The sequence below is a fragment of the Streptomyces sp. NPDC050422 genome (assembly GCF_044458665.1).
Lineage (GTDB): Bacteria > Actinomycetota > Actinomycetes > Streptomycetales > Streptomycetaceae > Streptomyces.
In genome coordinates, this window is record NZ_JBITIE010000013.1 from 1 (window position 1) to 24,938 (window position 24,938).

At 69.8% G+C, this 24,938-nt stretch carries 19 protein-coding genes and 3 pseudogenes; 8 read left to right on the forward strand and 14 right to left on the reverse strand.

What is annotated here, in order from left to right:
* Positions 1-88 precede the first annotated feature (88 nt).
* The 8 genes and pseudogenes from ACIBJG_RS21335 to ACIBJG_RS21370 form a co-directional block, all read right to left on the reverse strand.
* Positions 89-514, reverse strand: a complete 426-nt coding sequence (locus tag ACIBJG_RS21335; RefSeq protein WP_399309386.1) for a DUF6507 family protein — start codon at positions 512-514, stop codon at positions 89-91.
* Positions 515-1,049: 535 nt separating this feature from the next.
* Positions 1,050-1,283, reverse strand: a pseudogene (locus ACIBJG_RS21340) (3'-5' exonuclease); the annotation flags it as partial.
* Positions 1,284-1,540: 257 nt separating this feature from the next.
* Positions 1,541-2,008, reverse strand: a complete 468-nt coding sequence (locus tag ACIBJG_RS21345; protein ID WP_399309388.1) for a DUF2690 domain-containing protein — start codon at positions 2,006-2,008, stop codon at positions 1,541-1,543.
* A gap of 151 nt (positions 2,009-2,159) precedes the next feature.
* Positions 2,160-3,152: an ArsR/SmtB family transcription factor gene (locus ACIBJG_RS21350; RefSeq protein WP_399309389.1), complete on the reverse strand. Its 993-nt coding sequence runs from the start codon at positions 3,150-3,152 to the stop codon at positions 2,160-2,162.
* Between the two features lie 263 nt (positions 3,153-3,415).
* A complete protein-coding gene (locus ACIBJG_RS21355; RefSeq protein WP_399309391.1) occupies positions 3,416-4,060 on the reverse strand; it encodes a class F sortase in 645 nt (214 codons plus the stop codon).
* 90 nt (positions 4,061-4,150) lie between these two features.
* Complete coding sequence (locus tag ACIBJG_RS21360; protein WP_399309393.1) at positions 4,151-4,594, reverse strand: sortase-dependent protein; 444 nt, start codon at positions 4,592-4,594, stop codon at positions 4,151-4,153.
* 125 nt (positions 4,595-4,719) lie between these two features.
* Positions 4,720-6,846 (reverse strand): sensor histidine kinase, encoded by a 2,127-nt coding sequence (locus tag ACIBJG_RS21365; protein ID WP_399309395.1) that lies wholly within the window; start codon positions 6,844-6,846, stop codon positions 4,720-4,722.
* Positions 6,833-7,558 carry a response regulator transcription factor gene (locus ACIBJG_RS21370; protein WP_399309397.1) on the reverse strand — a complete coding sequence of 242 codons (726 nt, stop codon included), beginning with the start codon at positions 7,556-7,558 and terminating at the stop codon, positions 6,833-6,835. Before ACIBJG_RS21370 ends, ACIBJG_RS21365 begins: the two co-directional genes overlap by 14 nt.
* Before the next feature lie 136 nt (positions 7,559-7,694).
* Here ACIBJG_RS21370 and ACIBJG_RS21375 point away from each other — a divergent pair, with 136 nt between their 5' ends.
* On the forward strand, positions 7,695-8,525 hold the full coding sequence (locus ACIBJG_RS21375) for a maleylpyruvate isomerase family mycothiol-dependent enzyme (protein ID WP_399309399.1): 831 nt from the start codon (positions 7,695-7,697) through the stop codon (positions 8,523-8,525).
* Between the two features lie 176 nt (positions 8,526-8,701).
* On the opposite strand, the gene tnpA is transcribed toward ACIBJG_RS21375, so the two are convergent.
* Positions 8,702-9,100, reverse strand: coding sequence for an IS200/IS605 family transposase (tnpA, locus tag ACIBJG_RS21380; protein WP_399309748.1), 399 nt, complete (start codon positions 9,098-9,100; stop codon positions 8,702-8,704).
* A gap of 43 nt (positions 9,101-9,143) precedes the next feature.
* Between tnpA and ACIBJG_RS21385 the strand changes: the two genes are divergently transcribed.
* The gene (locus ACIBJG_RS21385) at positions 9,144-10,367 is read left to right on the forward strand and encodes an RNA-guided endonuclease InsQ/TnpB family protein (RefSeq protein ID WP_399309401.1); all 1,224 of its coding nucleotides are present in this window, start codon (positions 9,144-9,146) and stop codon (positions 10,365-10,367) included.
* A 57-nt stretch (positions 10,368-10,424) separates the two neighbouring features.
* Here ACIBJG_RS21385 and ACIBJG_RS21390 read toward each other — a convergent pair whose 3' ends face one another.
* Positions 10,425-12,227: an AAA family ATPase gene (locus ACIBJG_RS21390; RefSeq protein ID WP_399309403.1), complete on the reverse strand. Its 1,803-nt coding sequence runs from the start codon at positions 12,225-12,227 to the stop codon at positions 10,425-10,427.
* Positions 12,228-12,471: 244 nt separating this feature from the next.
* Here ACIBJG_RS21390 and ACIBJG_RS21395 point away from each other — a divergent pair, with 244 nt between their 5' ends.
* Positions 12,472-14,643, forward strand: a complete 2,172-nt coding sequence (locus ACIBJG_RS21395; RefSeq protein WP_399309405.1) for a tetratricopeptide repeat protein — start codon at positions 12,472-12,474, stop codon at positions 14,641-14,643.
* Between the two features lie 10 nt (positions 14,644-14,653).
* Here ACIBJG_RS21395 and ACIBJG_RS21400 read toward each other — a convergent pair whose 3' ends face one another.
* Positions 14,654-16,390: a hypothetical protein gene (locus ACIBJG_RS21400; RefSeq protein ID WP_399309406.1), complete on the reverse strand. Its 1,737-nt coding sequence runs from the start codon at positions 16,388-16,390 to the stop codon at positions 14,654-14,656.
* A gap of 209 nt (positions 16,391-16,599) precedes the next feature.
* A complete protein-coding gene (locus tag ACIBJG_RS21405) occupies positions 16,600-17,079 on the reverse strand; it encodes a hypothetical protein (protein ID WP_399309408.1) in 480 nt (159 codons plus the stop codon).
* A 247-nt stretch (positions 17,080-17,326) separates the two neighbouring features.
* Between ACIBJG_RS21405 and ACIBJG_RS21410 the strand changes: the two genes are divergently transcribed.
* Positions 17,327-17,977 (forward strand): hypothetical protein, encoded by a 651-nt coding sequence (locus ACIBJG_RS21410; protein ID WP_399309409.1) that lies wholly within the window; start codon positions 17,327-17,329, stop codon positions 17,975-17,977.
* A gap of 2 nt (positions 17,978-17,979) precedes the next feature.
* Here ACIBJG_RS21410 and ACIBJG_RS21415 read toward each other — a convergent pair.
* Positions 17,980-18,371 (reverse strand): annotated as a pseudogene (locus ACIBJG_RS21415) (UvrD-helicase domain-containing protein); the annotation flags it as partial.
* A gap of 46 nt (positions 18,372-18,417) precedes the next feature.
* On the opposite strand from ACIBJG_RS21415, the pseudogene ACIBJG_RS21420 reads away from it, so the two are divergent.
* Positions 18,418-19,107, forward strand: a pseudogene (locus tag ACIBJG_RS21420) (DUF5753 domain-containing protein); the annotation flags it as partial.
* Positions 19,107-19,361, forward strand: a complete 255-nt coding sequence (locus ACIBJG_RS21425) for a DUF397 domain-containing protein (protein WP_399309411.1) — start codon at positions 19,107-19,109, stop codon at positions 19,359-19,361. The pseudogene ACIBJG_RS21420 and the gene ACIBJG_RS21425, both read left to right, overlap by 1 nt.
* Before the next feature lie 236 nt (positions 19,362-19,597).
* On the opposite strand, the gene ACIBJG_RS21430 is transcribed toward ACIBJG_RS21425, so the two are convergent.
* Positions 19,598-21,550 carry a DUF262 domain-containing protein gene (locus tag ACIBJG_RS21430; RefSeq protein WP_399309413.1) on the reverse strand — a complete coding sequence of 651 codons (1,953 nt, stop codon included), beginning with the start codon at positions 21,548-21,550 and terminating at the stop codon, positions 19,598-19,600.
* A 273-nt stretch (positions 21,551-21,823) separates the two neighbouring features.
* Here ACIBJG_RS21430 and ACIBJG_RS21435 point away from each other — a divergent pair, with 273 nt between their 5' ends.
* Entirely contained in the window at positions 21,824-22,639 is an 816-nt protein-coding gene (locus ACIBJG_RS21435) for an SAM-dependent methyltransferase (protein WP_399309415.1), read from the forward strand.
* A 195-nt stretch (positions 22,640-22,834) separates the two neighbouring features.
* The gene (locus tag ACIBJG_RS21440) at positions 22,835-24,904 is read left to right on the forward strand and encodes a phosphocholine-specific phospholipase C (RefSeq protein WP_399309417.1); all 2,070 of its coding nucleotides are present in this window, start codon (positions 22,835-22,837) and stop codon (positions 24,902-24,904) included.
* Positions 24,905-24,938: the final 34 nt, after the last annotated feature.

Consider the following 24,938-nt stretch of genomic DNA (forward strand, 5'->3'; position numbering starts at 1 on the left):
TTCGTCAGCGAGGTCACGCTGCTGTCCAGCAGGGCCAGGTTGCCGGTGAAGACCGGGATGCCGGACGGGGTGACCGCCTCGTTCTTGCTCACTTGCCGGCCCCCATGTCCTTCAGCAGGTCCAGGCGGACGGACTTGGCGGCGTCCTGGGCCTGCTTCGCCGCGTCCAGGTCGCCCTCCACGTACTCGTTCGTCGCCGTCGCCGCCCCGAGCACGGCGGCCTGGATACGCTCCGCCATCGACTTCAGCTGCGGCTTCCGCGCCGTCATGTACTCGCCCAGCGCCGCCGCGACGGGCCCCAGCGTGGGGTGCGACAACGGTTCCGCCCCCACCGCCACCGGCCCGGCCACCGGCAGTGACGCCGCCGTGCCCGGAACCGCCGTACCCGCATGGGTCGCCGCCTCCGACATCGCGGTGACCATCGCGGTCAGCGCCTTCTCCAGATCACCGGCATGCGTGCCGACCACCTTCAGCCCGCCCTGCACACCCTGCGGTTTGATGTCCCACGCCGTCACTGACGCCCCCCACTCACTCGATCGTGCGCACTCTTGATCGAATGCATGTCTATCAACTCGTGCGTCGCTTCTGCAATCAGCAATCGGTCACATTGCCGTTGTTGCCCAGCCATGACATCGGGCACGGTCACGCTGGTCCCTTGAGAGGGCGTATCAGCCGTTCGAAGTCCAGCAGGCCCGACAGGCTCGAGAACCTGCCCGGCAGTGAATAGTGCTACCCAGGGCGCTGTTTTCGGCCGAGTGGAACGCATGCTTCCGGCAAGGCTGTGCGGAGTGCGCGACAGTTGGGCAGCGCAAGGACCTCCACAGCGCGCAAGCATGGACACCGGCGGAACGCCGCGATTTCGAAGCGGGTCGGCGCTTCCGTTCCGTTCAGGTCTTTGCGAAGTTGTACAAGCACCGGCTGGAGGGAGGCGCTGGCGGCCAGAGCCTCCCTCCAGGGAGGGGCAGCGCGTCCCGGACAATCCTCGTCGCTTCTGTAGCCGCCTGACGCCCGACTTCGAAGTAGAGGCGCCAGAACTCGTGCGCCGACGCCCTACGAGTCCCGCCTCACCCCCACCCCGGCCTCGACCAGGCACTTGCTCGGCGCACCGGACCACGACACGTGCAGCCCGTCACGAGCCCGTGTGCAGGCGACGAACAGCAGACAGCGTTCCGCCATCAGGTCCGAGGCGTGCTGGAAACGATCCACCTCGACCGGTGTCACGGCCCGGGGGTAGGGCAGGGCGCCCTCGCTCACGCCGATGACCGCGACGCAGCGGAACTCCAGCTGCGATGCCGGCCCCCGGACCAAGGTCCCGGGGCTCTGAGCGACATCGGGGCCCCGGCCGTCGCCGTGTGGCACGTCGACAGCGGCGCTGAGGCGGAACTGCCGGCGTACGCGTCCGACGTGAGCCGGCGGGCAGCCAGGGGCCCCCGGGCGCTTGAGTTCGGCGTCCAGGGGCAGAGTCAGGCGTTGGCGGGTGCGTCTTCAGCGCCCCGAAACCATGCCGAACGTGGGCCGTACGACCTGCGTTCCGGCCGAGGTCAGTAGGCCGAAGTCCGTGCTGTGTACGCCATGACCCCGGTGTCGAACCAACCCTTGGCGTACGAAGTGAAGTTGTGGTCGTTGACCATCTTGGTATAGCAGCTCGTCTGGTTGCCGTTGGTGTGGCTGTACTCGCAGGAGTACGTACGGCCGTCATTGCGGATGACCTTCGCCCAGGGGGCGCCGGCGTTGTAGATGTCCCTCTTCCCGGTGACGCGGGCCCAGGCTGCCTCACATGAGGGCGAGTAGCGGAGCTCGATGACTCCGGCGCTCTTGCCGATCTTGGCGCTGGAGACGGTGTAGGCGTCTCCGGAGCAGTACGCGTCGGGATCCTTTCCTGTGCAGCTGGAGCCCCAGCAACCGCCCTGCGGAGTCGCGGACGCCGCCTGGGCCGTTGCGGGCAGGACAGTGAACGCGAGTCCCGCAGCGAGTACGGCTGCGGAGAATGTGGCCTTGGTCAGACGCATTGCAGTTCCCCCGTTTGATGTGGTCGCGGTTCCCGTGGGGTGTGGCTTCGCCCCGGTGGAGCCGCTCGGATACGACGCTAGGCCAGGCCCTGACCGTGACAAAGCCTTTGCGTCCTTGCGCAAAACCTCTGCGGTGATGGCGGGTTGATGCTCAGCCCCCGTGCACCAGGGCCGTACCCAGTGCGGTCCGGGTGTGCAGTACGGAGCTGCCCATCCGCTCGGTGGCCACCAGGCCCGCCCGGCGCAGTGCGGCGGCGTGGCGGCTGGCCATGGAGAGGGAGATGCTGCTGCGTGCCGCGAGCGTGGTGGTGCTCTGGCCCACGTCGAGGCACCGCAGCACCGTCGCGCGGCTGGGACCGAGCAGTTCGTCCAGGGCCATCCCGTCACACGGGCCGGGTGCGGTCTGCGGGATCCACAGCGGTCCACGAGTGACCGGGGAGATCAGGACGGGTGGCAATTCCCCGTCTGCCAGCGTGACCGGGCGGTGGATCCCGAAGAAGCTGGGAACCAGCATGAGGCCGCGGCCGTCCAGGTGCAGGTCTTGCTCCACTGGATAGTCGGTCTCCAGGACCGGTGGGTTCCAGCGGAAGGTGGGACCCAGAGTGGTGAGTACGGATTCGGCACCGTGCTCCAGTGCGCGTCGTGTCAGTCTCGCCCAGTCGTGGCCGACGCATGTGGCGGAAGCGGCGGCGTGCGGGGCCACCGCGCAGGCGTGGTAGCGACGCAGCCCAGTGCCCAGGCGGCGCAGGGCGCTGGGCCGACCTGAGGCGATGTCGTCGAGCCATGAGGGCGGGCTGGGCAGATCAGAGGCCAGGCGGTTGGTGTCGGTGCGCAGTCGGCGCTTGCTTGTGGACAGCACCCTGTCGATACCTGTGCCCAGATCGGTGGAGCGTCCGAGGTCGACAGGCGGGGTGAGGAAGTCCGGGAAGTAGGAGCTGGGTGGGGCAAGGGTGGCCAGCATCCTGGCGTCGGGAACGACGCCCGCGGCGGCGAGGGCGCCACGGGCCTGACGGCTCCACGGCGCGAAGAACGGTGCTGCCTCCACCAATTGATGCAGGCTCAGAATCGTTTCCCACAGGTCGTCCGGCTGCTGTGCCAGTCGGACACGGCCCAGATCTTCGGTGGTGAAGTGGATGCGCAGCATGCTATCCCCCGATGCAACGTGACCAACGTCTGTGAGACGGAACGGCGGGGCGGTGCGGTTCCCAGGGCGGTCACGCTCTGCCACCACGGGGAACGGGGAGGAGCGGAGGGACGCCTGCGCCAGGTGGGAACCTCATTCGTATGTCCGTACGGCACCGGCCCGGCTTGCCCGGAATCTCGGCTGTCACGCGGGAAGCGCAGCGGGGCGGCCCACGCCGTACACGCGGTGCGCGGACCCTGCGGACGCAGCCGCCCCGGCGTCCTTCACTTCCTCATCGCGTACACGATCAGGTTGTCCACCGGGTGCCCCTGGGCGTCGAACGCGCCGTCACAGGTGATCAGTCGCAGGGCGCGGTCCTTGGTTTTTCCGTAGACCCGAGCGGTCGGGAAGGCGGTCTTGCTCGCCGTCTCCCGTCCCGTGACCTTGAAGTGGACCTCGGTGCCGCGTTCGTCGCGGACGGTGATGTCCGCACCCTTGGTGATCTTCTTCAGGTCGTGGAAGACGGCGCGGCCGAGGCGGGTGTCGTTGTGGCCGATCAGTACGGCCGGCCCCGGTTCGCCGGGTACGGCGCCGCCGGTGTACCAGCCGACCGTCATGCCCTTCTCGGCGGGCGGCACTTCGACCGTGCCGTCGGTGTTGAGACCGAGGCGCATGATGTCGCTGTCCACCCCGAGGGAGGGGATGGAGACGTGGACCGGTGCCTGGGCGGCGGCCTTCGCCGGGGGCGTGTCCTTGGCTTCGGTGTCAGGGGTGCCGACCGTGGTGGGCGCCTGCGCCACGGCGGCCGGAGACTTCGACGGCGATGCGCCGGAGCAGCCCGTCAGTGCGGGAAGCGCGGTCAGTGCGAGGCAGGCGTACACCGGCAGCGCAGTGCGAATGCGCCAAACGGACGAGGTCGTACGGGACATGAGAACGGGCTCCTGAGACGTTCGGGCGACAACAGAGGCGCCGCCCGGTGAAGGACGGCGCCACTGCGGGCTGTTCGGCTGCGGGGCAGGTCAGCCGTTGCGGCGACCGGTGTGGCGACGGCGCACAACGACCGTTCCGGCGCCGGCGACCAGCAGTGCGGCCACGACGGAACCCGTGACGGCGGCGGTGTTGTCGGTCGACGTACCGGCCGGCTCCTCACCGGCCGCGACACCGCCCCGGGGCGCGACCATCGGGGCCTTGGACGGCGCGGCCGACGGGGTGGCCGTCGGCGGGACCGGCGTCGGGCTGTCGCCCGCGGCCACGCCGCCACGCGGCATCTCGGTCGGGGTGGCGGCGGAGGGCGTCCGGGTCGGTGCGGCGGAGGGCTCGTCGCTCGGCGAGGTGCCGGCGACCGACGGCGCGACCGTGGGCGTGGGCGAGGAGTCGGCGAACGCGGCTGTGGCGGGTACGCAGACCGCGCCGAGCGCGACAGCGGTGAGGACGGCGGTACGCAGAGACGTACGCAGGGGCATGTAGATGGCTCCGTTCCAGGTCGGCCTCGACGGCGCCGCGGTGCGGGAGGGCACCGTGGCGCGAGGCGTACCGACAGGCTGGCGCGAAGTTATGAAGAAGCTGTCAGGACGCTGTGGTCATCGCATCAGGGCTCCCCGGGGCCGGCTGAGGGACCCCCCGAGGGGCCGGCTGAGGCACCGACTGAGGCGCCGGCTGCGTGGCCCGCCCCTGAGCCGGTCGCGGCGGTGTCCCACGGGCGGTCGGCCGGAAGGCGCAGGGTGAAGACCGAGCCCTCTCCCGGCACGCTCGACGCCGTCGCCGTGCCGCCGTGCGCCTCCGCGAGTTTCCGTACGATCGCCAGCCCGAGCCCGCTGCCTCCGGTGCGGCGGCTGCGGGACTTCTCACCGCGCCAGAAGCGGTCGAAGACATGGACGAGGTCCTCAGCCGGGATGCCCGTGCCCGTGTCCGTCACGTCCACCAGGACCGCATCGCCCGACTCGGAGCCGTACGCGCACAGGGTGACCTTCCCACCGGACGGGGTGTGGCGGACCGCGTTCGACACCAGATTGCCGACCGCCTGACGGAGCCGGACCGGATCGGCCATCAGGCCGGGAACGGTACGGCCCGGCGCTGACGCCGGCACCGTCAGCGCCACCCCGGCCGTCTCCGCGCGGGCCTGGTGCGCGGCGGCGACCTGGCCGAGCAGCTCCTCGATCCGCACCGGTTCGGCATGCAGCCGCAGGGCGCCCGCATCGGCCTGAGCCAGGTCCTGGAGGTCGTCGATGATGTGCTGCAACTGCACGGCCTCCTCGTGCAGGGACGCGATGAACGCCGGATCCGGGTCGGCCACCCCGTCCTGCGCCGCCTCCAGCCAGCCGCGGATGTTGCTGAGCGGGGTGCGCAGCTCATGGGCGACATCGCTGACCATGGCCTTGCGCTGGGCCTCCAGCCGGGCGCGGTGGGCGGCCATGTCGTTGAACGTGGCGGCGAGCCGCCCGATCTCGTTGTCCGCGGTGACCAGCACCGGCGCGGTGTCCTCCCCGTCACGCATCCGCTGCGCGGCACCCGTCAGGGCGCGCAGGGGGCGGACGAGCCGGGCGCCGACGAGCACCGACGCGCCGACGGCGAGGGCCAGGACGAGAGCGGCGGCGCCCGCGATCTTGGCCGTGTTGGCGGGGGAGAGGTCGAATCCGGGGACGGTGGTACCGCCGGTGTCGCTGATGAACAGCAGCGCGGGCGAGGCGACGTACGAGCTGAGCTGCTCACGCCGGGCCGTGCCCACGCAGGAGGCGATGGCCCGGTCGTCCTCGCCGGTCCCGACGGCGGGTGAGGGGGCGGCGCTCGGCATGACGCTGGGCGTCTCGGTCGGCGCGGCTTCCGGTTCGATGCCGGGTGCGGTGCGGGGCGCCTCGCTCGGCGGCATGGTGGGCACCGCCGTGGGTACGGGTTCCGCGCTCTGCCCCCAGGACAGATCGAGCTTCAGGTCCACGCCGTCGCGGTCCTGGCGCTTCAGACACGCGTCGGCCAGCTGGTTGAGCGCCTTCAGGGCCTTCTTCTCCGTGGCCGTCGGGGCGTCGAGGGCGTCGGTGGTGCAGCGGGTTCCCTGAAGCCTTTCGGGATCGTTGCCCACCATCTGGATCACCGGGCGCCCGCTTTCGGTGGAGACGACGTCCGAGGCGATCCCGAAATCGTTGAGGCAGGCAACGCCCCGCTCCGCGATCTGCCGCAACGCCTTACGTTCCGCGGCCGGAAGCCGGAACGGCCCGACCGCGCGCGGATCGACACGGTCCGCCGGGGTGCCGGACGGGCCCGCGTTCTCGGCCGCCAGCGCGGTGTCCACCGACAGCGGGTCCACGATCGCCGACGCCTGGTCCGGCAGCGCGGCGGCCTTCTCCGGGGCGGCCGAGTCGGCGAGCGGCGCGCGCTGTTCGGTGGTCAGCGCGATCCGCCGGCCGGACTGCTCGGCCAGGTCGCGCACGGTCTCCTCGACACCGTCCCAGGTGGGATGAGCCGCGGCGTATCCGAGCAGGCTGTGGTAGATCCGGGCGTCGGCGGTGAGGTTCTGCCCCTGCTCCTGCAGGATCGCGCCGGACGTCGTCTGGACGGCGAGCCAGGCCGTGGCGGCGACCGAACACGCCGCCACCAGAGCCGATACGGCCAGCAGCCGCGCGAACAGGCTCCTGCGCAACGGCAGCCGCGTCCTCGACGACCCGGACTCCGGTGCCGCGCCGTGCGTCTCGCGCCGGGGGCGCCCTTCGCTACGACGACGCACGTGCCGCCGCCTTCGCCGGGTCGGTCAGTTTGTAGCCGACACCGAAGACGGTGAGCAGCCGGGCGGGCCGGCGCGGTGCGGGTTCGATCTTCTTGCGCAGGTTCATGACGTGCACGTCGACCGTGCGGTTGCTGATGTACCGGTCGAAGCCGTGCAGTTCCGCGAGCAGTTGCTGCCGGGAGAAGACCCGGTCGGGCTCGGCCGCGAGCGCGGCCAGGATCCTGAACTCACCCGGTGTGCACTCGACGGCCTCGCCGTCGACCGACACCACGTGCCGGGTGGGATCGACGACGAGCGCACCGACCGTCAGCAGCGACGTATCGGTTGGATCGGCTCCGGTGGTCCGCCGGCTGCGGCGCAGAAGGGTACGCACCCGGGCCATCAGCTCACGCGGGCTGTACGGCTTGGTCACGTAGTCGTCCGCACCGAGGTCGAGACCGAGCAGCAGGTCGTCCTCCGTGGTGCGGGCCGTCAGCATCAGCACCGGCAGCTCCCGGCACTCGGCGCGCAGTACGCGTACGACGTCCAGACCGTCGGCCCGGGGCATCATCACATCGAGGACCAGCAGGTCGGGTTCCCGCTGCCGGACCTGCTCGAGGGCCGCGAGGCCGTCACCGACAACGGTGACGGCATGCCCCTCCCGTTCGAGGTAGCGGCGGAGGAGCTCCGCCTGTTTCTCGTCGTCCTCGGCGATGATCACGTTTGCGCACACGCGCTCGATCGTAGAGGGGTTCGAACAGTGGGTGCGGACCTCTTGCCGTGAGGCCGCGCGAACTGCTCTTGTGTACCCGCAGGTAACAGAAGTGGACGGTGGACGCGCGGGCGGCGTTCGGACGGACGGTGGCGCAGTGGAGCCGAAGGCGGGGCAGGAGGTGCGTGGCGTGCTGCCCGAGGGGCTGGCCGAGGCGATACGCACGACGGCCGAGGAGATCGCGCAGCTGTTGCGCGCCGCCCCCGACACCGGGGCTCCCGTACCGGGACTGACCTGGACTGTGGGGGAGGTGGCCGCCCACCTGGCGCAGGCCAACGCGCTGATGGCCGATGTGGCGGCCGGGCACCCGCACGCCTACGGCGACGGCACCCCGCAGGGCATCGCCGCAGCCAACGAGGAGGCCCTCGCGGCATTCGGCGAGCGGGCGGCGGAGCCCCTGGCCGGGCTGATCGTTGCGCAGGCGGCTGCCTGTCTGGACGGGGTGACCAGCCGGCCGCCGGACGAGACGTTGATGACCCCGATGGGGCCGATGAACCGCGTGGTCCTCGGTTCGTACCTCCTGACGCACATGCTGGGCCACGGCTACGACCTGGCCCGCGCACTGAAACGCCCGCACATGGTCGACCCCGCCCGGGTCCGTCTGGCGCTCCCGTTCATGATCCAGGCCATGCCCCGGGTGACCGATCCCGCCGCCACGACGGGGCTGAACGCCCGCTACGCGGTACGGCTGTGGGGCGGCGGCCGCTTCGGCGTGACGTTCACCGACGGCACGGTGGCGGTGGGCCATGAACCGCCGGACCGCCCGGACCGCCCGGACTGCACGATCTCCATCGAGCCGGTCACGTTCCTGCTGATGGGGCTCGGCCGCAGCTCGCCGGTGGGCGCCATGGCCCGGGGACGCGTCTTCGCGTGGGGCCGCAAGCCATGGATGGGGCCGCGGTTCCCCGCGTACTTCAAGGCACCGTGAGGCGAAGGGGGCCCTGAGCTACCGGGATTCATTCGCAGTGCATCGGGCTTCGGCCCGGTGGTGAAGCGAATCTGTGATCGGGTCGCGGGGCGTCGCGGATTCCGGTCCGGCTGAGCTGGATGTGGCTGGTGGCGCGGAGCGTCACCAGAGCTGGACCCGGCGGAGCCGGGCAGGGCTCACGCGGGCCGGTTCTGTTGCTCGATGTACTGCTTGACCACGGTGAGCGGGGCGCCACCGACGGTCCCGGCGAAGTAGGACCCGGACCACAGCTTGTTCGCCCGCCAGTAGTGGCGGACCAGGTCGGGGCACTCCTGACGCAGTCGACGGGAGGAGACGCCCTTGAGGGAGTTCACCAGCTTGGTGACGGCGACCTTGGGAGGGAAGTCCACCAGAAGATGGACGTGGTTGTCCTCGCCGTTGAAATCGACCAGTTCGCACTCGAAGTCCGTGCACACCGATCGCATGATTTCCTCCATCCGTACCAGATGGACATCGGAGAACACCTTGTGACGGAACTTCGTCACGAAAACCAAGTGAACATGCATCACGAAAGCACAGTGCCGACCAGTTCTGATCTGCTACATCTCAGCCATAACCCAATTACGTATCGTGACCATCATGCAACTTCGGTACAGCTTCCGGCTGTATCCGGACAGAGGCCAACGCATCGCGCTGGCCAAGGCGTTCGGGTGCGCCCGCGTCATCTTCAACGACGCAGTGCGTGCTCGCGAAGACGCCCGGAAGGCAGGTACAGCCTTCCCCAAGGCCGGCGAACTGTCGAAGACGCTGATCACCCAGGCGAAGCTGACCGAGGCCCGATCCTGGCTGGGCGAGGTCTCCTCAGTTGTCCTCCAGCAGTCCCTGCGCGACACGGAAACCGCCTACCGTAACTTCTTCGCCTCCCTGAAAGGCACCCGGAAGGGCCCGAAGCTGGGCCCGCCCCGCTTCAAGTCCCGCAAGGACACCCGGCAGTCCATCCGCTTCACCGCCAACGCCCGCTGGAACATCACCGACCGGGGTCAGCTGAACCTGCCCAAGATCGGTGCGGTGAAGGTGAAATGGTCCCGGCCCCTGCCCACCACCCCTACCTCGGTCACCGTCATCAAGGACAGTGCGGGAAGGTACTTCGCCTCCTTCGTCATCGACACCGACCCGCACACGGACGCGGAACGGATGCCCAACACCGACCAGACCATCGGGATCGACCTGGGCCTGACCCACTTCGCCGTCCTGTCCACCGGCGAGAAGATCACCTCCCCGAGGTTCCTGCGCCGCGCGGAGAAGAAGCTCAAGAAGGCCCAGAGGGGCCTGTCCCGCAAGCAGAAAGGCTCGAAGAACCGCGAGAAGGCCCGCCTCGAAGTCGCCCGCGCTCACGCGAAGGTGACCGACGCCCGCCACGAGTTCCACCACCAGCTCTCCACCCGGCTGATCTCCGAGAACCAAGGAATCGCCGTGGAAGACTTGTCGGTGACGGGACTGGCGCGCACGAAGCTGGCCAAAAGCGTGCACGACGCCGGATGGTCGGAGTTCGTGAACATGCTGGAATACAAAGCGGCCCGGTACGGCCGCACCTTCATCAAGATCGGCCGGTTCGAGCCGACCAGCCAGACCTGCTCCACCTGCGGCGTCAAGGACGGACCAAAACCCCTCGACGTACGGGAATGGACCTGCGCCGCCTGCGGCACCGTCCACGACCGTGACCACAATGCCGCACTCAACGTGAAAACGGCCGCCGGACTGGCGGTATCGGCCTGCGGAGCGTCGGTAAGACCTGGACTCGTCCCGGCACAGCGCGAAAAAACAGGAAGTCACGGATTCCCGACCAAAGCCCGTGCAGCGTAGCTGCACAGCAACGATCGAGAAGGCCAGAACCTCCGCCCTTCAGAGCGGGGTTACGAGTCAATCGCTGCTCCCACCCCCGTGGGACTCCATGAGCTCCTCGTGCGCCGCTGCCACGTCCTCAGCGAGCACGGTCACCATCTCCGCACGGGTCGGTGTGCTCTCGGCGTGCGTGGCGTACAACCGGAGATCCCGATGCGCGGAGGCCTTCTGACAGAGCTCGCGCGCGAACCGCGCGTTGCCCACCGTGTCGGCCATCCCGCCGTCCACGATCGCGGAGCAGAGGGATTCGAGGGCTTGGAGAGCCCCGGCATCGGGTTCGTCGCCGTGAGCGGCCAGTACGGAGCGGGCGATGAGAACCAGTTCGTCCGCGGAGTACGACGGGAAGTCGACCCGTGTCGTGAAGCGCGAGATCAGGCCGGGGTTGGTCTGCAGGAGTTCGGTCATCTCGGCGCGGTAACCGGCGAGGACGACGACGAGCCGGTCCCGGTCGTCCTCGGCACGCTTCAGGAGCACCTGCAGGGCTTCCTTCCCGAAGGCGTCTCCGCCGTTGTACCCGGTGTTGATCAGCGCGTACGCCTCGTCGACGAACAGCACCCCGTTCAGCGCCGAGTCGATGACCTCGCTCGTCTTGAGGGCCGTGGACCCGAGGTGCTGCCCGACCAGGGTGACGCGCTGGGCTTCGACGACATGGCCCGAACTCAGCAGGCCGAGCCCGGCGAAGACCTTGCCGATGATGCGGGCGACGGTCGTCTTGCCCGTTCCGGGCGGCCCCGCGAAGACGAAGTGCCGGGGCTGGGCACCTCCGGGCAGCCCCTGCTCCTCCCGCAGCGCGGCCATGCGCAACTGGGCCATCATGGTGAGCACTTGTCGCTTCACGGGTTCGAGGCCGATCATGTCGTCGAGCGACTTCTGCGCCTCGGCGAGCAGCCGGGCCCGCTCCTCGGCGGGCAGGCCGCCGGAGCCGGGATCGGCACCGTCGGCGCCGCTGGTGGACGGCTCGGGTCCGGCCGGGGCCGGGACGACCGGAGGCGCCTCCGGCTGCCGGGGCGTCGGCGGAAGCAGGTCCTGGGCCATGGGAGCCGGGGGTGCGGGAGCGGCAGGCGCGGTGACCGGCCGGGCCTGTGCACGGACGTTCACGTCGAAGAGGCCGGGCGCACACCGGAAGGCGTACTGATACTGCTTCAACGCCTCCTCCTGCCGACCCAGTTCCTCCAGCGAGCGCCCCCTGAAGTACTTGGTCTCGGCGTCGAACCGGCTGCCCGTCTCCAGCTTCCGGGGCAACGGCGCCAGGACGTTCAGCGCCTCGTGGTAGACGCCCTGGGCGAAGAGTGCCGCACCGACGTACAACTGCGCCTCGTCGTACAGGAACGCGTCGCCGATACCGGTCGCGAACCTCAGAACGAGGGCCCAGTCCTCCTTGACGAACGCGTAGCGTGTACAGACGAACCGGGTCTCGTCGCAGTCGAGTTGCGCGGTCGCGAGCCCCGCCCACGCCTCGTCGACCCGCTTCCTGTCCAGCAGCGAGGACATGGCCGCCAGCCACAGGTCGCGCGCGTTCTCCAGGCGGAAGGTGACGTAGTGGCCGATCTGGAACGTGGACCGCAGCGGCAGCCCGAACTTCGTCCGCAGCGCACCGAAGGTCCCGGAACACCGGAGCATCGCATCCAGAGCCTCCTGCTGCCGCTGACCGGTCGCGTGCAGCCCCAGCCACGCGTCGGCGGCGAAGGGGTCGTGGGTGGTGGCGAGCGCGAACTGTGCGCCCGCGCCGGAGGTGTCCCCGCACTGGATCAGCGCCATCGCCTGGCACCACGCCTGCTCGGCCTTCCTGACCGAACCACGGCTCGCGGCTGGACCCTGCACGTGCTTCCCCCTCATCGAGCGCGCAGCCCGCGCCGGCGGCCGACGGGGCCCACCCTGGTGACCTGGAACGCTGGTCAGGATAACCAACCTTCACGCGCCACGCGCTGACGTGGGTGCCGCGCGCCGGGCATCCGGGATGCCGCCCGACCGGGGTGGATTGTCGATAGATTGCAGTCGCACGGTGGCAGCGGCGGTGCCGGGGAGGGCGCATCGCGCGGAGCACCGGGAACGGGGAGTGCGATACATGCTGGATCCCATTTCGCTGTCGGCCGTATCGGCCGTGACGACGGTGCTCGGCGCGGTCGGTTCGGGGATGGCCAACGAGGCGGGGAAATGGGCCTGGGAGTCCACCGGCGGATTCGTCCGCCGCATCGCCGGCCGCGAGGTTCCGGCACCCACCACCCCGGGCGAACTGGACGACGTGGCGCGGCTGATGGTGGACCAGTTCCGCCGCGACCCCCGACTGGCCGCCTCCTGGACGGCGTTCGCGGCCCGCATGAACGGCGGCGCGCACGGGGCGGGCGGCGGAGCCGCCTTCGGGGCCGGCCGGCCGTCGCTCCCCGTGCCGACGAGGTTCTTCACCGACCGCAAGGAGGCGCTGAAGGCCCTCGACCGCGAGGCCTCCCGCCGCGCGGACGGCACCCCGAGACTGGCCCTCGTGCACGGCGCCGAGGGCATGGGTACCAGCGAGCTGGCGGTGCACTGGGGTACGCGGCAGGCCGGGAGGTTCCCCGACGGCCAACTGCACACGGACCTGGGGGCCTCCTCCGGCCCCGATGGCGTACGCGAACCGGGTGCGGTGCTGCGCGACCTACTGCGCCAACTCGGCCTACCCGCAGAGGAGATGCCCACATCAGCCGCCCACCTCGGCGAGTACTTCCGCCGCTGTGTGGCCGACCGCAAGCTGCTGATCATCCTCGACCACGCACACTCGGCCGCCCAGGTCCGGCCGCTCCTCACCTCGGCACCCGCGGTGTTCATGATCGTGGTGGCCCGCAACCCGTTCCCGGGCCTCGACGCGGTACGTGTCCCCGTCGGCCCGCTCACGGACAAGGACGCGGTCAGGCTGCTGACCAAGCTCCTCGACAAGCCCGCCCTCGCCGAGGCCAGGGCCACCCTCCCCTCCGTACTCGCACGGTGCGGCGGATCGCCGTACGCCCTGCGCGCGGCAGCACCCCGCCTCACCGTTCCGGCATCCGGCAGGACCGCGGACGCCGACCCCGTACGGGGAGCGGCAGAGGACACGTACCGCTTGCTGGAGCCCGCGACGGCGAGGCTGTACCGCCTGATGGCGGTACGCGCCTGGCCCGCCGTCGACGCGGCCTCGGCCGCCCACGTGACGGGTACGACCCCCGAGGAAGCGGCGGCACACCTGGAGAAGCTGGCAGCGGTCCTCCTCCTGGAGTGCAACACCACGGCCGACGGCCCCGCCCGCTACCACTACCGCGCCGCGGTCCGCCGCCACGCGGAGGCCGTCGCCGTCCAGGTGGACGGAATCGCCGGCTGCTCGGCCGCGATGGCCCGGATGCTGAACCGGTACGTCGACCTGTCGACATCCGCGGCCCATCAGGCACTGCCGGAGAGCTGGCGCGTCCCCGCCCCCTCCACGACACGCAGGGGCCGTACGTACGAGAGCCGGGGCGAGGCCCTGGACGCGCTGATCGCGGAGTCGGGCAACCTGGTCCAGGCGGTGCACTGCGCCGAGGAGTCGGGCGACCCGCAATCCGCCGTACGCATCTGCCGTTCCCTGTGGCCGCTGCAACTCAAGGCGGGCCACCACGAGATGCTGCTGCCCGCCCTCCGCATCGGAGCCCGCCTCGCGGACACCCACTGGCCGGGCACGGCGGAGTCGGGCGCCCTGTACGAGCAACTGGCCCACACTCTCACCGAGTTGCGACGCTGGGAGGAGGCGGAGACGGAGGCACTCGCGGCGGCACGGGCGGAGGAAGCAGCCGGCCACCGACGCGGCCACGCATCGGCCGCGGAGTTCCTGGGACTGCTCCGCCTGCGGCAGTGGCGCTGGCAGGAGGCCTACGCATGCTTCGACGAGGCGGGGTCCATCCTGGACACGATGCTGCCGACGGACGAGGGAACAGCCGACGTCCCGCGCGCACGAGCCCTGTTGGAACGCCACCGCGGCCGGGCCCTGCGCGGGCAGGGCCGGTTCGACGATTCCCGGGGACGGCTGGAGACGGCCCTGCGGTACTTCCGGGACCACGGTGACACGTACAACACGGCCAGGACCCTCACCGACCTGGCCGAGACGTGGCTGGACACGTCGGAGACCAGGGCCGCGCGCCCCCTGATCGAGGAGGCCATCACGACGCTCGACGGGCAGAGCGCCGAGTACCACGTGGCCTATCTGCGGGGCATGCGCGAGCGCTGTGCGGCCGATGAGCGGCGGGACACCGACTGACGCCGTCCCCTCACTCCTCACCGTGGCCGGGGACCGGGATCACCCGCAATCGTGCGGCGCGGCCCCCGACGCGGACCAGGAACCCGTCATCCACCAGACGCGCGAGCCGCCCCCGTACGTCTTCGACACCTCCGCCCTCGAGCAGGGCAAGCAGAGCCGAGGCGCAGGCACCGGGATCCACACCGGCCCCCACCAACCGCAGGAGTCCACCGCTCCGCAGGCGGACGACGCAGGTGTCCGGCCCGACGACGAACGCGGCCAGCGAGCACCCCTGGTACCGCTGCACCACCTCGTCCGTCCAGAAGGCCGGAGACCCGAAGCGAGGATCGTCGGGCGGCCCGTCCCGGAGGATGACGTCGGCGACTTCCAGCCGGTCCACGTCACGGGTGTCCTCATGCACCGCGATGTGTACGTCCCCGCCGCCGGCCTCGGTGGCCGGCGGGGGGCCGGCCCACCGGGTGACGGACACCGCGCCCGGACCGTCGAGCCGGGTGACCACGTGGAGGGGTGCGGTGACGGCGACCGCCTCGAGCCGCGGCAGGGGCAACGGCTCCAGGGTGGCGGCCCACTCCGGCTCCGCCACACCCATCATCGAGTAGAACAACGCCCGCAACCGGACCGCCGCCTCACCCGGCACGGAGGTGGTGAACCGGGCCGGCCCGGGCAGCGGCCGATGACGCTCGACGAGCTGATCGACCTGCTCACGCAGCGGCGCCCCGGGATCGAGCCGGGGGGCGTCCCGCATGAAGGCGGAGATCGGCGCATCGGGATCGAGGGCGTGCAGCGGGGCGGCGGCCAGCAGCACGGGCGTACCGAGAGCCGCCGCGTAGTACGTCACCGAGCCGTGGTCCCCGATCACGGCATCGGCGGCGATCAGCGCCTGCCGCCACCCCTCCAGCGGATCGATCAGCACCAGCCCGCAACGCCGCGCCCGGTCGAGCCAGGCGCGGACCTGGCCGGGTCCGTGGCCGTGCCAGATATTGGGGTGCAGGACGGCGGCGAAGCGGTACGCGTCCACGGGGAACTCCCGCGCGAGCCGGGGCAGCAGGGCGGGCAGCACGTCGACGCCCTCCGCACTGCCGTCCCCGAAGAAGGACTCCGGATTCCAGGTGGAACTGAGGACGATCAGCCGCTGCCCCGCCCGCACTCCGAGCGCGCGGCGGAACCGCTCGCGGTAGGGGCGGGCGGCGAGCATGCGGTCGAAGCAGGGATCACCGGCGAGAACGGCGGTCGGCGCGGCCTCGGGGCAGGCGGCGCGCAGCCGGTCGACCTGTTCGGGGTGGGACAGGACGAGCGCGTCGGCGAGGGGCACGCCGTCATCGGCCAGAAGCCACTGGGGCGCGTTCCCGAACACGGGCGCTGCGCTTGTGGCCGAGGACCCCGACCCCGACCCCGACCCCGACCCCGATCCGGTGTCCGGTGTCCGGTGTCCGGTGTCCGGTGTCCGGTGTCCGGTGTCCGGTGTTGCCAGCCTCTTAGTGTATCCAACGCCATGCGAGAGGACGACCAACTTCCCGCGAAAAGCCTCCAGTTGGCCGCCAAAACTGGCGGATAGCACCAGGTCGACCGGCGTCCGGATGGCCTGCTCCCACGACAGGACGGGCACTCCGGTCCCGGCAAGCACGTCGGCCGTGCCGGCGGAGAACGCCGAGGACCCCGGACAGGTGGCGAGGAGCTGGATCCGCAGATCGTCGTCGAAGAGCGGCAACACATCGAGGAGGCGGGTGGCGGCGGTGACGTTGTGCACGACGACCAGGACCCGCAGGCACGTCCCGCGTGTGATCCACCGCGCCGCATCGCCCCCTACGGGCACCCGCACCCACCCGTCCCGCCCCTGTGCCACCGGTGGCCCCCGCTCGACTCACGGGCCGCGCAGCTGCCCGGCCGACCCGTCACGATAGCCAATGGGGGCGCGGGGCGGCCGAGCGGCGCAACCCCCTGCCCAGCGGGTCACGCTCAGGCAGCCATGGCCACGGACGCCTTGCCGAACGGCGCGTTCTGCGTCCCGCCCGCCTTGCGCTCCCCGAAGACGACCACCCGCAGCAGTGCGAACCGCCCGGCACCGGCGATCGCCGACGCCGACAGGTAGACGCTCTGCTGAACGAGCGCCGAAGGCTCGGACTGGACCGCGTACAGGCAGAACAGGGCCGCGGTCGTGAAGGCGTAGCTCACCGCGACGGTCAGCCCGGACTGAAGGTGGACGCCCCACCCCCTGCGGGCACTGCGGAACGAGACCCGACTGTGCAGTTCGGTCGCGATCACGGTGGAGACGACGGTGACGAGAGCATTGGCGAGGACCAGCGGCATCCGGTCGTGGAGGAGGACCAGCACACCACTGGACGCAACCCCGACCCCGCCACCACAGATCACAAAGCGCACGAAGGCCGCCAGGGCCGGGTGAAGCGTGCGCGTCGGCTGGAGCGAAGGGGCGGTCACGAGTGGGCCTCCGAAGACTGTGTGAAGCGGTGTGCTTATTCCACTCCAGAACCTACGGACCCGGCGTCCTCCGCACGACCCGGTTTCTCCCCTACCTTCCTGGGGGTTGTCCCCCAGGGGGGGCCTGGGGGACAACCCCCACCCGAGCGGCGGGAGCGGACCGGATCGGACTCGGACAGTAGAGTCTCCGAACTGCGGCGAGCGCCCCGCAGGCGCAGACTGGTGGATGGTCGGAAGGAACCTCGCCATGTACCAAGGACGAGGCAGGCTCCGCAATCGCGTCCCGCTGCTGATGGCGGTGGCCGCCGCAAGCTGCATGCTGGTGGGGTACGGCGGGCCGGAGGCTGCCGCAGGACCAGCGCCCGGAACCGAGATGGCCGCTCCGCTGGCTGAGGCCTCCTCCGCCACTCCGTCCCCGGATGACGTGCGGACGCTCAAGGAGGGTAAGACCCTGCCTGTCGCGGTCACGCCCAACGAGGTCCTCGACATCCCGGCGAGTTCGGCCGAGGTGACGCTGACGGACGTGAAGCAGGCGCATCGGATCTCGCAGGGTGAGTACCTGTCACCGGCGACGGCCGATCCGGGGACGACGTACATCTGCCTTGAGTTCAAGGTGAAGAACACGAGCAACGAGACGTTCAAGACGACGTACCTCGCCGACGCACGCTGGACCGGCAAGGACGGCGAGACCGAGAACGTCGACCAGGCGATCGGAGTCGACTGCGCCGAACTCGGGCTGGAGAAGAAGAGCTTCCTCGACGCGCCGGAGCCCAGGCCCGGAGAGTTCGTCCGTGCCACGACAGTCCTCATGGTGCCCGACGATCAGCCCGGGGTCCTCGAGTTCGACGAGGATCTGGAGCACGCCATGTTCAAGGTCGAAACGTCTCCCACCACCTGACAGCGGGCGAGGAACCGGGCCGTGCCGGTGAAACCGGTAGTGCTCGCGGCCTGCTCCCAGCGCGTCTGCTCCTCGCCACCCCGTAGTGGGCTGCGCGACGTGGCGACGGCCCGGCTCGCCAGTGCGTCCACGGTGGTGATGTCCACCCGCTCGCGCAGGTGCGCGTCCTCGACGAGGGCCGCGAGACCGCTGCCAGCGCGTCGACGAGAACGTCGGTGTACGTGGCGAGCAGGATGCGCTCGCCCTCGAGCAGGAACCCCAGAAGGTGCCGCACGCGGTGGAGCGCGACGACGGTCTTTCCCGTGCCGGGGCCGCCGGTCACCTGGGCAGGCCCCGAGTAGCTGGCCCGGTAGGCGACCTTGTGCTGGGAGGAGTGGAGGAGGATGCGCCAGGCATGCGGCGCGAAGACCTCCAGCAAGTGTCCCTGGTGAGGACCCCAGTCGATCGCGTCGTTCGAGCAGGGGCGCCGGATCCCGCAGCCGGCGTTCATCGACAAGGCGGATGCGGTGCTGGATGCCGGGGGCTTGTTGATGGCGTTGAAGGAGGAGTTGGCGCGGGCGCAGTATCCGCCGTTCTTCCGGGACATGGCGCGGCTGGAGGCGGAGGCCATCACCCTCCATGTGTACGCAACGATGGCTGTGCCTGGTCTGTTGCAGACTGAGGATTACGCGCGATCGGTATTTGCTGTGCGGAGGCCGCTTCTGGATGAGGAGACGATCGAGCAACGCGTATCGGCACGTCTGGCGCGCCAGGTCATCTTTGCTCGGAAACCGATGCCAACTGTGAGCTTCGTGATCGAGGAGTCGGTGCTGCGACGCCCGGTCGGGGGCTGGGAGGTGCAACGTGGCCAGCTGGAACAGATCATCCTGCATGGCCAGCGGCGGAACGTGGAGATCCAGATCATGCCGACCGATCGGCATGGACACTGCGGGCTTGCTGGGCCGTTCACCTTGATCGAAAAGGGCGACGGGCGCAGGATGGCATACGTTGAAGTTCAGCGAGACAGCCGTCTGCACACCGAGCGCGGCATTGTGCGGGATGTCGAGGAGCAGTACGGGATCATCCGAGCTCAGGCTTTGACACCGAGCGAATCGCTGGATGTCGTCAAGGGACTTCTGGGAGAGGGGTGATGGGCCGGATGGAGATGCCGAGCGTGCCGGACGAGGCATGGTTCAAGAGCAGCTACAGCAGTGGCGAAGGCGGCGAATGCGTCGAGGTCGCTTGGCGCAAGAGCAGCTACAGCACCGGCAATGGCGGTGAATACGTGGAGTTCGCCGCCGCAGCCACCCACGTGCACATCCGCGACTCGAAGCAGCTCAGCGGCCCCATGCTGTCCGTCGGTCCGGGCGCGTGGGCCGGATTCATTGGCCTCGTCGCCGACTGACGCACACAACGTCGGGAGGGGGTCCCACCGCGCGCCGCGAAGGCGCAACGGTGGGACCCCCTCCTGACGTGCAGCGGGCCTATTCGTCCACGTTCTACTCGTGGCGGATCATCCGCCACGCCGCCCGGCTTATCCGGGTAACGGCGCAGCCGATTCCGGGCGCGTCCATCCGTGACAGGCCCCCCGCGCCGCAGTACGCAGCAGCCGGGGGCCCGGGACGCCGGGACGGGCGGTCGTCAGGCCGCAGTCTGCTCCGCTCGCAGGCGACCGATGTAGCGCCGTAGCGCATCGGTGCTGTGGAACACGCGGTAGTTACCGGCTTCCAGTACCGCCAGCTCGTCCGCGGTGGTGTCCGGAGCGAGGATGACCGGAATCCCCACCTCCTCCTGGAGGCCGTGCGGCCAGTACGCGGCGGCGACGATGATCGCCTCGCCTGTGCGCCGGTCGTTGACCTCGCAGTCCAGTTCCGGGGACGTGAGATCGGCGTCCGTCAGCTCGGTGAGCAGTTCCGCCAGGCCCGGCACCTCGTCCTCGTCACGCGGGTCGGTGACGGCCGTCGGCGCCTGGGCCGGGATGAGCGTCCTCGTCGTCTGGAGTTCCACGGGGGACGGGCCGTCGTGGAGGGCCTGGAGGAAGCCGTTCGCGGCGTCGGCCAGAAGCTCGCGGCGGGCGGCGAGGAATTCCGGGTACCTTTCGATTTGCCAGAGGTCACGGTCCATCGGAACCCATTGGGTGGCCAGCGTGCCCGGCATCCGGTCCTCGACCTCCTGCAGATACTCGGCCGGGTCCTTGGCGCCGATGTGCAGGTTGCTGTCCTGCGTGAGGAAGCAGAAGTTGGCCACCGCGTTCACTTCGGCACGGGTGTAACCATGCTTGTACAAGCGGGCCTTGGGGAAGATGTGGTGCACCTGGAGGGAGCTGAGCCGACCGAGCATGCCGTCCTTCAGCGGCACCCCGCTCACGAAGTCCTGGGCTCCGTACACTCGCGTCAGCAGGTAGAGCAGGGGATAGAAGCGCGAGCCCATGCTGGACCCGATGAAGTCGTCCGCGCGTACGTCGAGCCGGCCACCGCGGCTGCGGCGCAGCACGTCGATCAGTTGGTCGATGCCACCGTCGTCCAGTGCCTGCAGGTCCTGGTTCAGGGCCGTTTCGGTCGCACCCGTGTGGCGGCCCCAGAGGAAGCTGTGCACGTACCAGTGGAAGAGACGGTCGCGGGTCATGGCGTCCGGGAACCGCCCGCCGTGCCGTTGAAGCAGCCGGCTCATGACGGGGAACGCGGCGGTCCGGCCGTTCAACACCCGGCCGTGGTCCAGGCCGAGCCGTCCGCCGAGTGCGTTGAGCAGGTACGAGACCGCGTCAATGGTCTCCGTCAGACCGGTGCGGAACTCCGGCACGCTCACCTTGTCGAGTTTGGAGAACTGGGCCTCGCCGGTGAGGACGGCGTTGGCGTTGCGCAGCAGCCAGTCCAGCTTGAAGTCGTACCCGGCCGCGGACCAGTCGGCCAGAGCCCGGTTCATGGTCGGTCGCGCTTCCGGCCACGCCGCGCAGATGGCGGCCAGCGCCAGGTCGCCCTTGGAGAGTTTGGTTCCACCGGAGTTCACGCGGTTGAAGATGTCGACGACGACGTCGAGGGTCTTGTCCTTGCCGGTGACCTCGTCGATGTGAACGATGCGTTCCTTGATCTGCGTGATGCGATTGAGGCGCTCGATGTACGTCGACTGGAGTGCCGTGTCGCCTTCGGCGAGTTGGGTGACAGCCAGCAATTGAGTCCCCAGGCCGCCCTGGCACAGGGCCGTGACGTCCACCCAGACCGGGGAGCCCTTCATCTTCGTCGGCGCGTAGAACTCGAACGTCTCGTCCTGCAGATTGAAGTGCAGACCCGTCAACGTGGCGGGGTTGCCCTCGAAGAAGCGGGGCGGCCGGCCACGCGTCACGCCGTACAGGGTGGTGACGCGCTGCTGCCCGTCCAGCAGCAAATGAATGGTGCCGTCCTTCCCCGACGAGTCGCCTCGCGTGTCGGCACCTTCTGCCTTGGTGCTCCAGGTGAGGAATCCACCGATGGGATAGCCGCGGTACAGCGACTGGAAGAATCCGCGTACCTGGTCGCGGGTCCATACATACCCGCGCTGGAACTCCGGGAGGGCGATATCGCCGGCGTCGACCTTGTCCAGGATCTGTGAGATTTGCACGTACGCAGCCCGCCCTCTCGACCCGGCGGTACCCCGCCGGGACCAACACGTGATGTGCCGCAAAATTACCAGTGTTGGCCGGTGCCGTACCGGGGCCGGGGACGGATCGTGGAAGCCGTAGGCGCGCCTCCGCCCGTGACCTCCGCTACGTATGCCCCGTGCACGGCCGCAGTGGCCTGATCCGAGTTGCCGTTCGCAGCGGTGACGAGAGCCGGCCATGCCCCCGGATAGATTGAACGCGTCCCTCAACATCGTTTGTGCCAGGAGGCACTCGTGAGCGAGAACCAAGTGACTGCCCAGGCTGACATATCGGCGCGGATCGACACCACGCGCCCTCACTCGGCCCGCTTCTGGAACTACTTCGTGGGGGGCAAGGACAACTACGAGGTCGACCGTGAGGTCGGAGATCAGATCAAGACGTTCTTCCCCGGGCTCGTCGATGTGGCAGTGGCGGGCCGGCAGTTCCTGCGCAGGTCCGTGAGCCATCTGGTCCAGGAACACGGCATCAGGCAGTTCCTCGACATCGGGACCGGGCTGCCCACCGCCGACAACACCCACCAGGTGGCCCAGACCATCGCTCCGGACGCGCGCATCGTGTACGTCGACAACGACCCATTGGTGCTCACTCATGCGCGGGCCCTGCTCACCAGTGCGCCGGAGGGTGTCACCGACTACATCGACGCCGACCTCTACCGGCCGGACGCCATCCTGGCCGAGGCGGCGAAGACCCTCGACTTCGAGCGGCCCGTCGCGCTCATGCTGCTCGGGATACTCGGCCATGCCGACGACTTCGCCCGTGCGCGCGAGGTGGTGGGCGCTCTCATGGACGGGCTGCCGTCCGGGAGTCTCCTCGTCGTGTACGACGGCACGCGGACCAGCGAGGGCATGATCGCCGCGGAGAAGGCGTACATCGAGAGCGGTGCCGTGCCGTACTACGTCCGTGAGCCCCAGGAGATCGAGACGCTCTTCGACGGCCTGCGCATGATCGAGCCCGGGTTCGTACGCCTCAGCGCATGGCATCCCGATGCCGACAGTGCGACGGTGGCGGCCGATGTGGACGCCTTCGGAGGCGTGGGGGTGAAGGCGTAGGGGCGATGGGGGCGGACCGGGGGATGGCGCGTTCGTGGTCGCGCGGGCAGTGTGTCGTGGCCTGTTCCGTCGCCGGATGTTCCGCCGACCGCCACCGCGTGCACACCGCACGGGTCTTCCGTAGGGCCGCCCGCTTCTGGAACACTCCAGTCGCTTTCGCCCCCACGCCCCCTCACCCCGCAGAGGCCCCCACCCATGGCAGAACTCGACCGTCGCCGCCTCCTGCAACTCGCCGGAGGCACGGCCGCCTACACCGCGTTGTCGAGCAGCATCGCCCGCGCCGCCTCCCTCCCCGCGCGGGGCCGCACGGGCAGCCTCCAGGACGTCGAGCACATCGTCGTCCTCATGCAGGAGAACCGTTCCTTCGACCACTACTTCGGCACCATGAACGGCGTCCGCGGCTTCGGTGATCCGCGTCCGGTCACGCTGCCCAGCGGGAAGCCCGTCTGGCATCAGAAGGACCTCCTCGGCAAGGAGGTGCTGCCGTTCCGGCCGCCCGCCGACGAGCTCGGCATGCAGTTCCTCCAGGACCTGAACCATGACTGGGCCGGCGGGCACCGGGCGTTCAACAAGGGTGCGTACGACCAGTGGGTGCCGGCCAAGACCGCGACGACGATGGCTCACCTCACCCGCGAGGACATCCCGTTCCACTACGCCCTCGCCGACGCGTTCACCGTCTGCGACGCCTACCACTGCTCGTTCATCGGGAACACCGACCCGAACCGCTACTACCTGTGGAGCGGACACACGGGCAACGACGGTTCCGGTGGCGGTCCCGTGCTCGGCAACGACGAGGCGGGGTACGGGTGGACCACCTACCCCGAGCGGCTGGAGCAGGCCGGAGTGTCGTGGAAGGTCTACCAGGACATCGGCGACGGGCTCGACGCCGCCGGGTCCTGGGGGTGGATCAGTGATGCCTACCGGGGTACGTACGGTGACAACTCGCTGCTCTACTTCAACAGCTACCGCGACGCCGCGCCCGGCGATCCGCTCTACGACAAGGCCCGCACCGGAACCGACATCAAGAACGGCGGCGGTCTCCTCGACGACCTGAAGGCCGACGTCCGGGCCGGGACGCTGCCGAAGGTCTCGTGGATCGTCTCTCCGGAGGCATACAGCGAGCATCCCAACTGGCCGGCCAACTACGGCGCCTGGTACATCTCGCAGGTCCTGGACGCGCTGACCGCCGACCCCGAGGTCTGGGGCCGGACCGCCCTCTTCATCACCTACGACGAGAACGACGGCTTCTTCGATCACGTCGTGCCGCCCTTCGTGCCGTCGGGACCCGCGCAGGGGCTGTCCACCGTCGACACCTCCGCCGACTACTTTCCCGGCGACATCCGGTACACCGCCGGGCCCTACGGGCTCGGTCAGCGGGTGCCCATGCTGGTCGTCTCACCGTGGAGCACCGGCGGGTTCGCCTGCTCCGAGGTCTTCGACCACACCTCCGTCATCCGCTTCATGGAGCAGCGCTTCGGCGTGCACGAGCCCAACATCTCGCCCTGGCGGCGCGCCGTCTGCGGCGATCTGACCTCCGCGTTCGACTTCGGTCGTACGGACGCCTCGGACATCTCGCTGCCGTCGACCGACGCCTACGAGCCGCCGGACCGCCTCCGGCACCCCGACTACGTTCCCGTACCGCCCGCGACCGGCAGCGTGCCCAAGCAGGAGAAGGGGGACCGGCCCACCCGGCCGCTGCGCTACGCACCCTTCGTCGACGGGGCCGCCGATCCGGCCACCGGCAAGTACCGCCTCACCTTCAGCGGTGGCGCCGCCGCGGGGGCGCAGTTCCTGGTGAGCTCCGCGAACCGCACCGACGGGCCCTGGACCTACACCACCGAGGCCGGCAAGTCCCTCGCGGACAGCTGGAACACCGCCTATTCCAAGGGAGTGACCGACCTCACCGTCCATGGGCCCAACGGCTTCCTGCGTACCTTCAGGGCCGGCGGGAAGGTGGCGGCGGGCCCCGAGGTGACGGCACGTCATGTCGCCGCAGGCGGTGGGTTGGAGCTCACCTTCGTCAACGCCGGGTCCGCGAACGTGCGTCTGACCGTACGCAGCGCCGCCGGGTACGGGGGAGGGGTGCAGACCTTCGCGGTCCGTGCGGGTGCGACCGTGAAACACGTGCTTGACCTGCGGGGAAGCAGGAGTTGGTACGACGTCACCGTCGTCTCCGACGTGGACGCCACGTTCCTGCGGCGCTACGCCGGACACGTCGAGACCGGCCGGGCCGGCAGGAGCGACCCGGGTCTCGTCACCGGGTGAGTGGATACGCCTCGGGACGGTTCGGGGGGGGGCG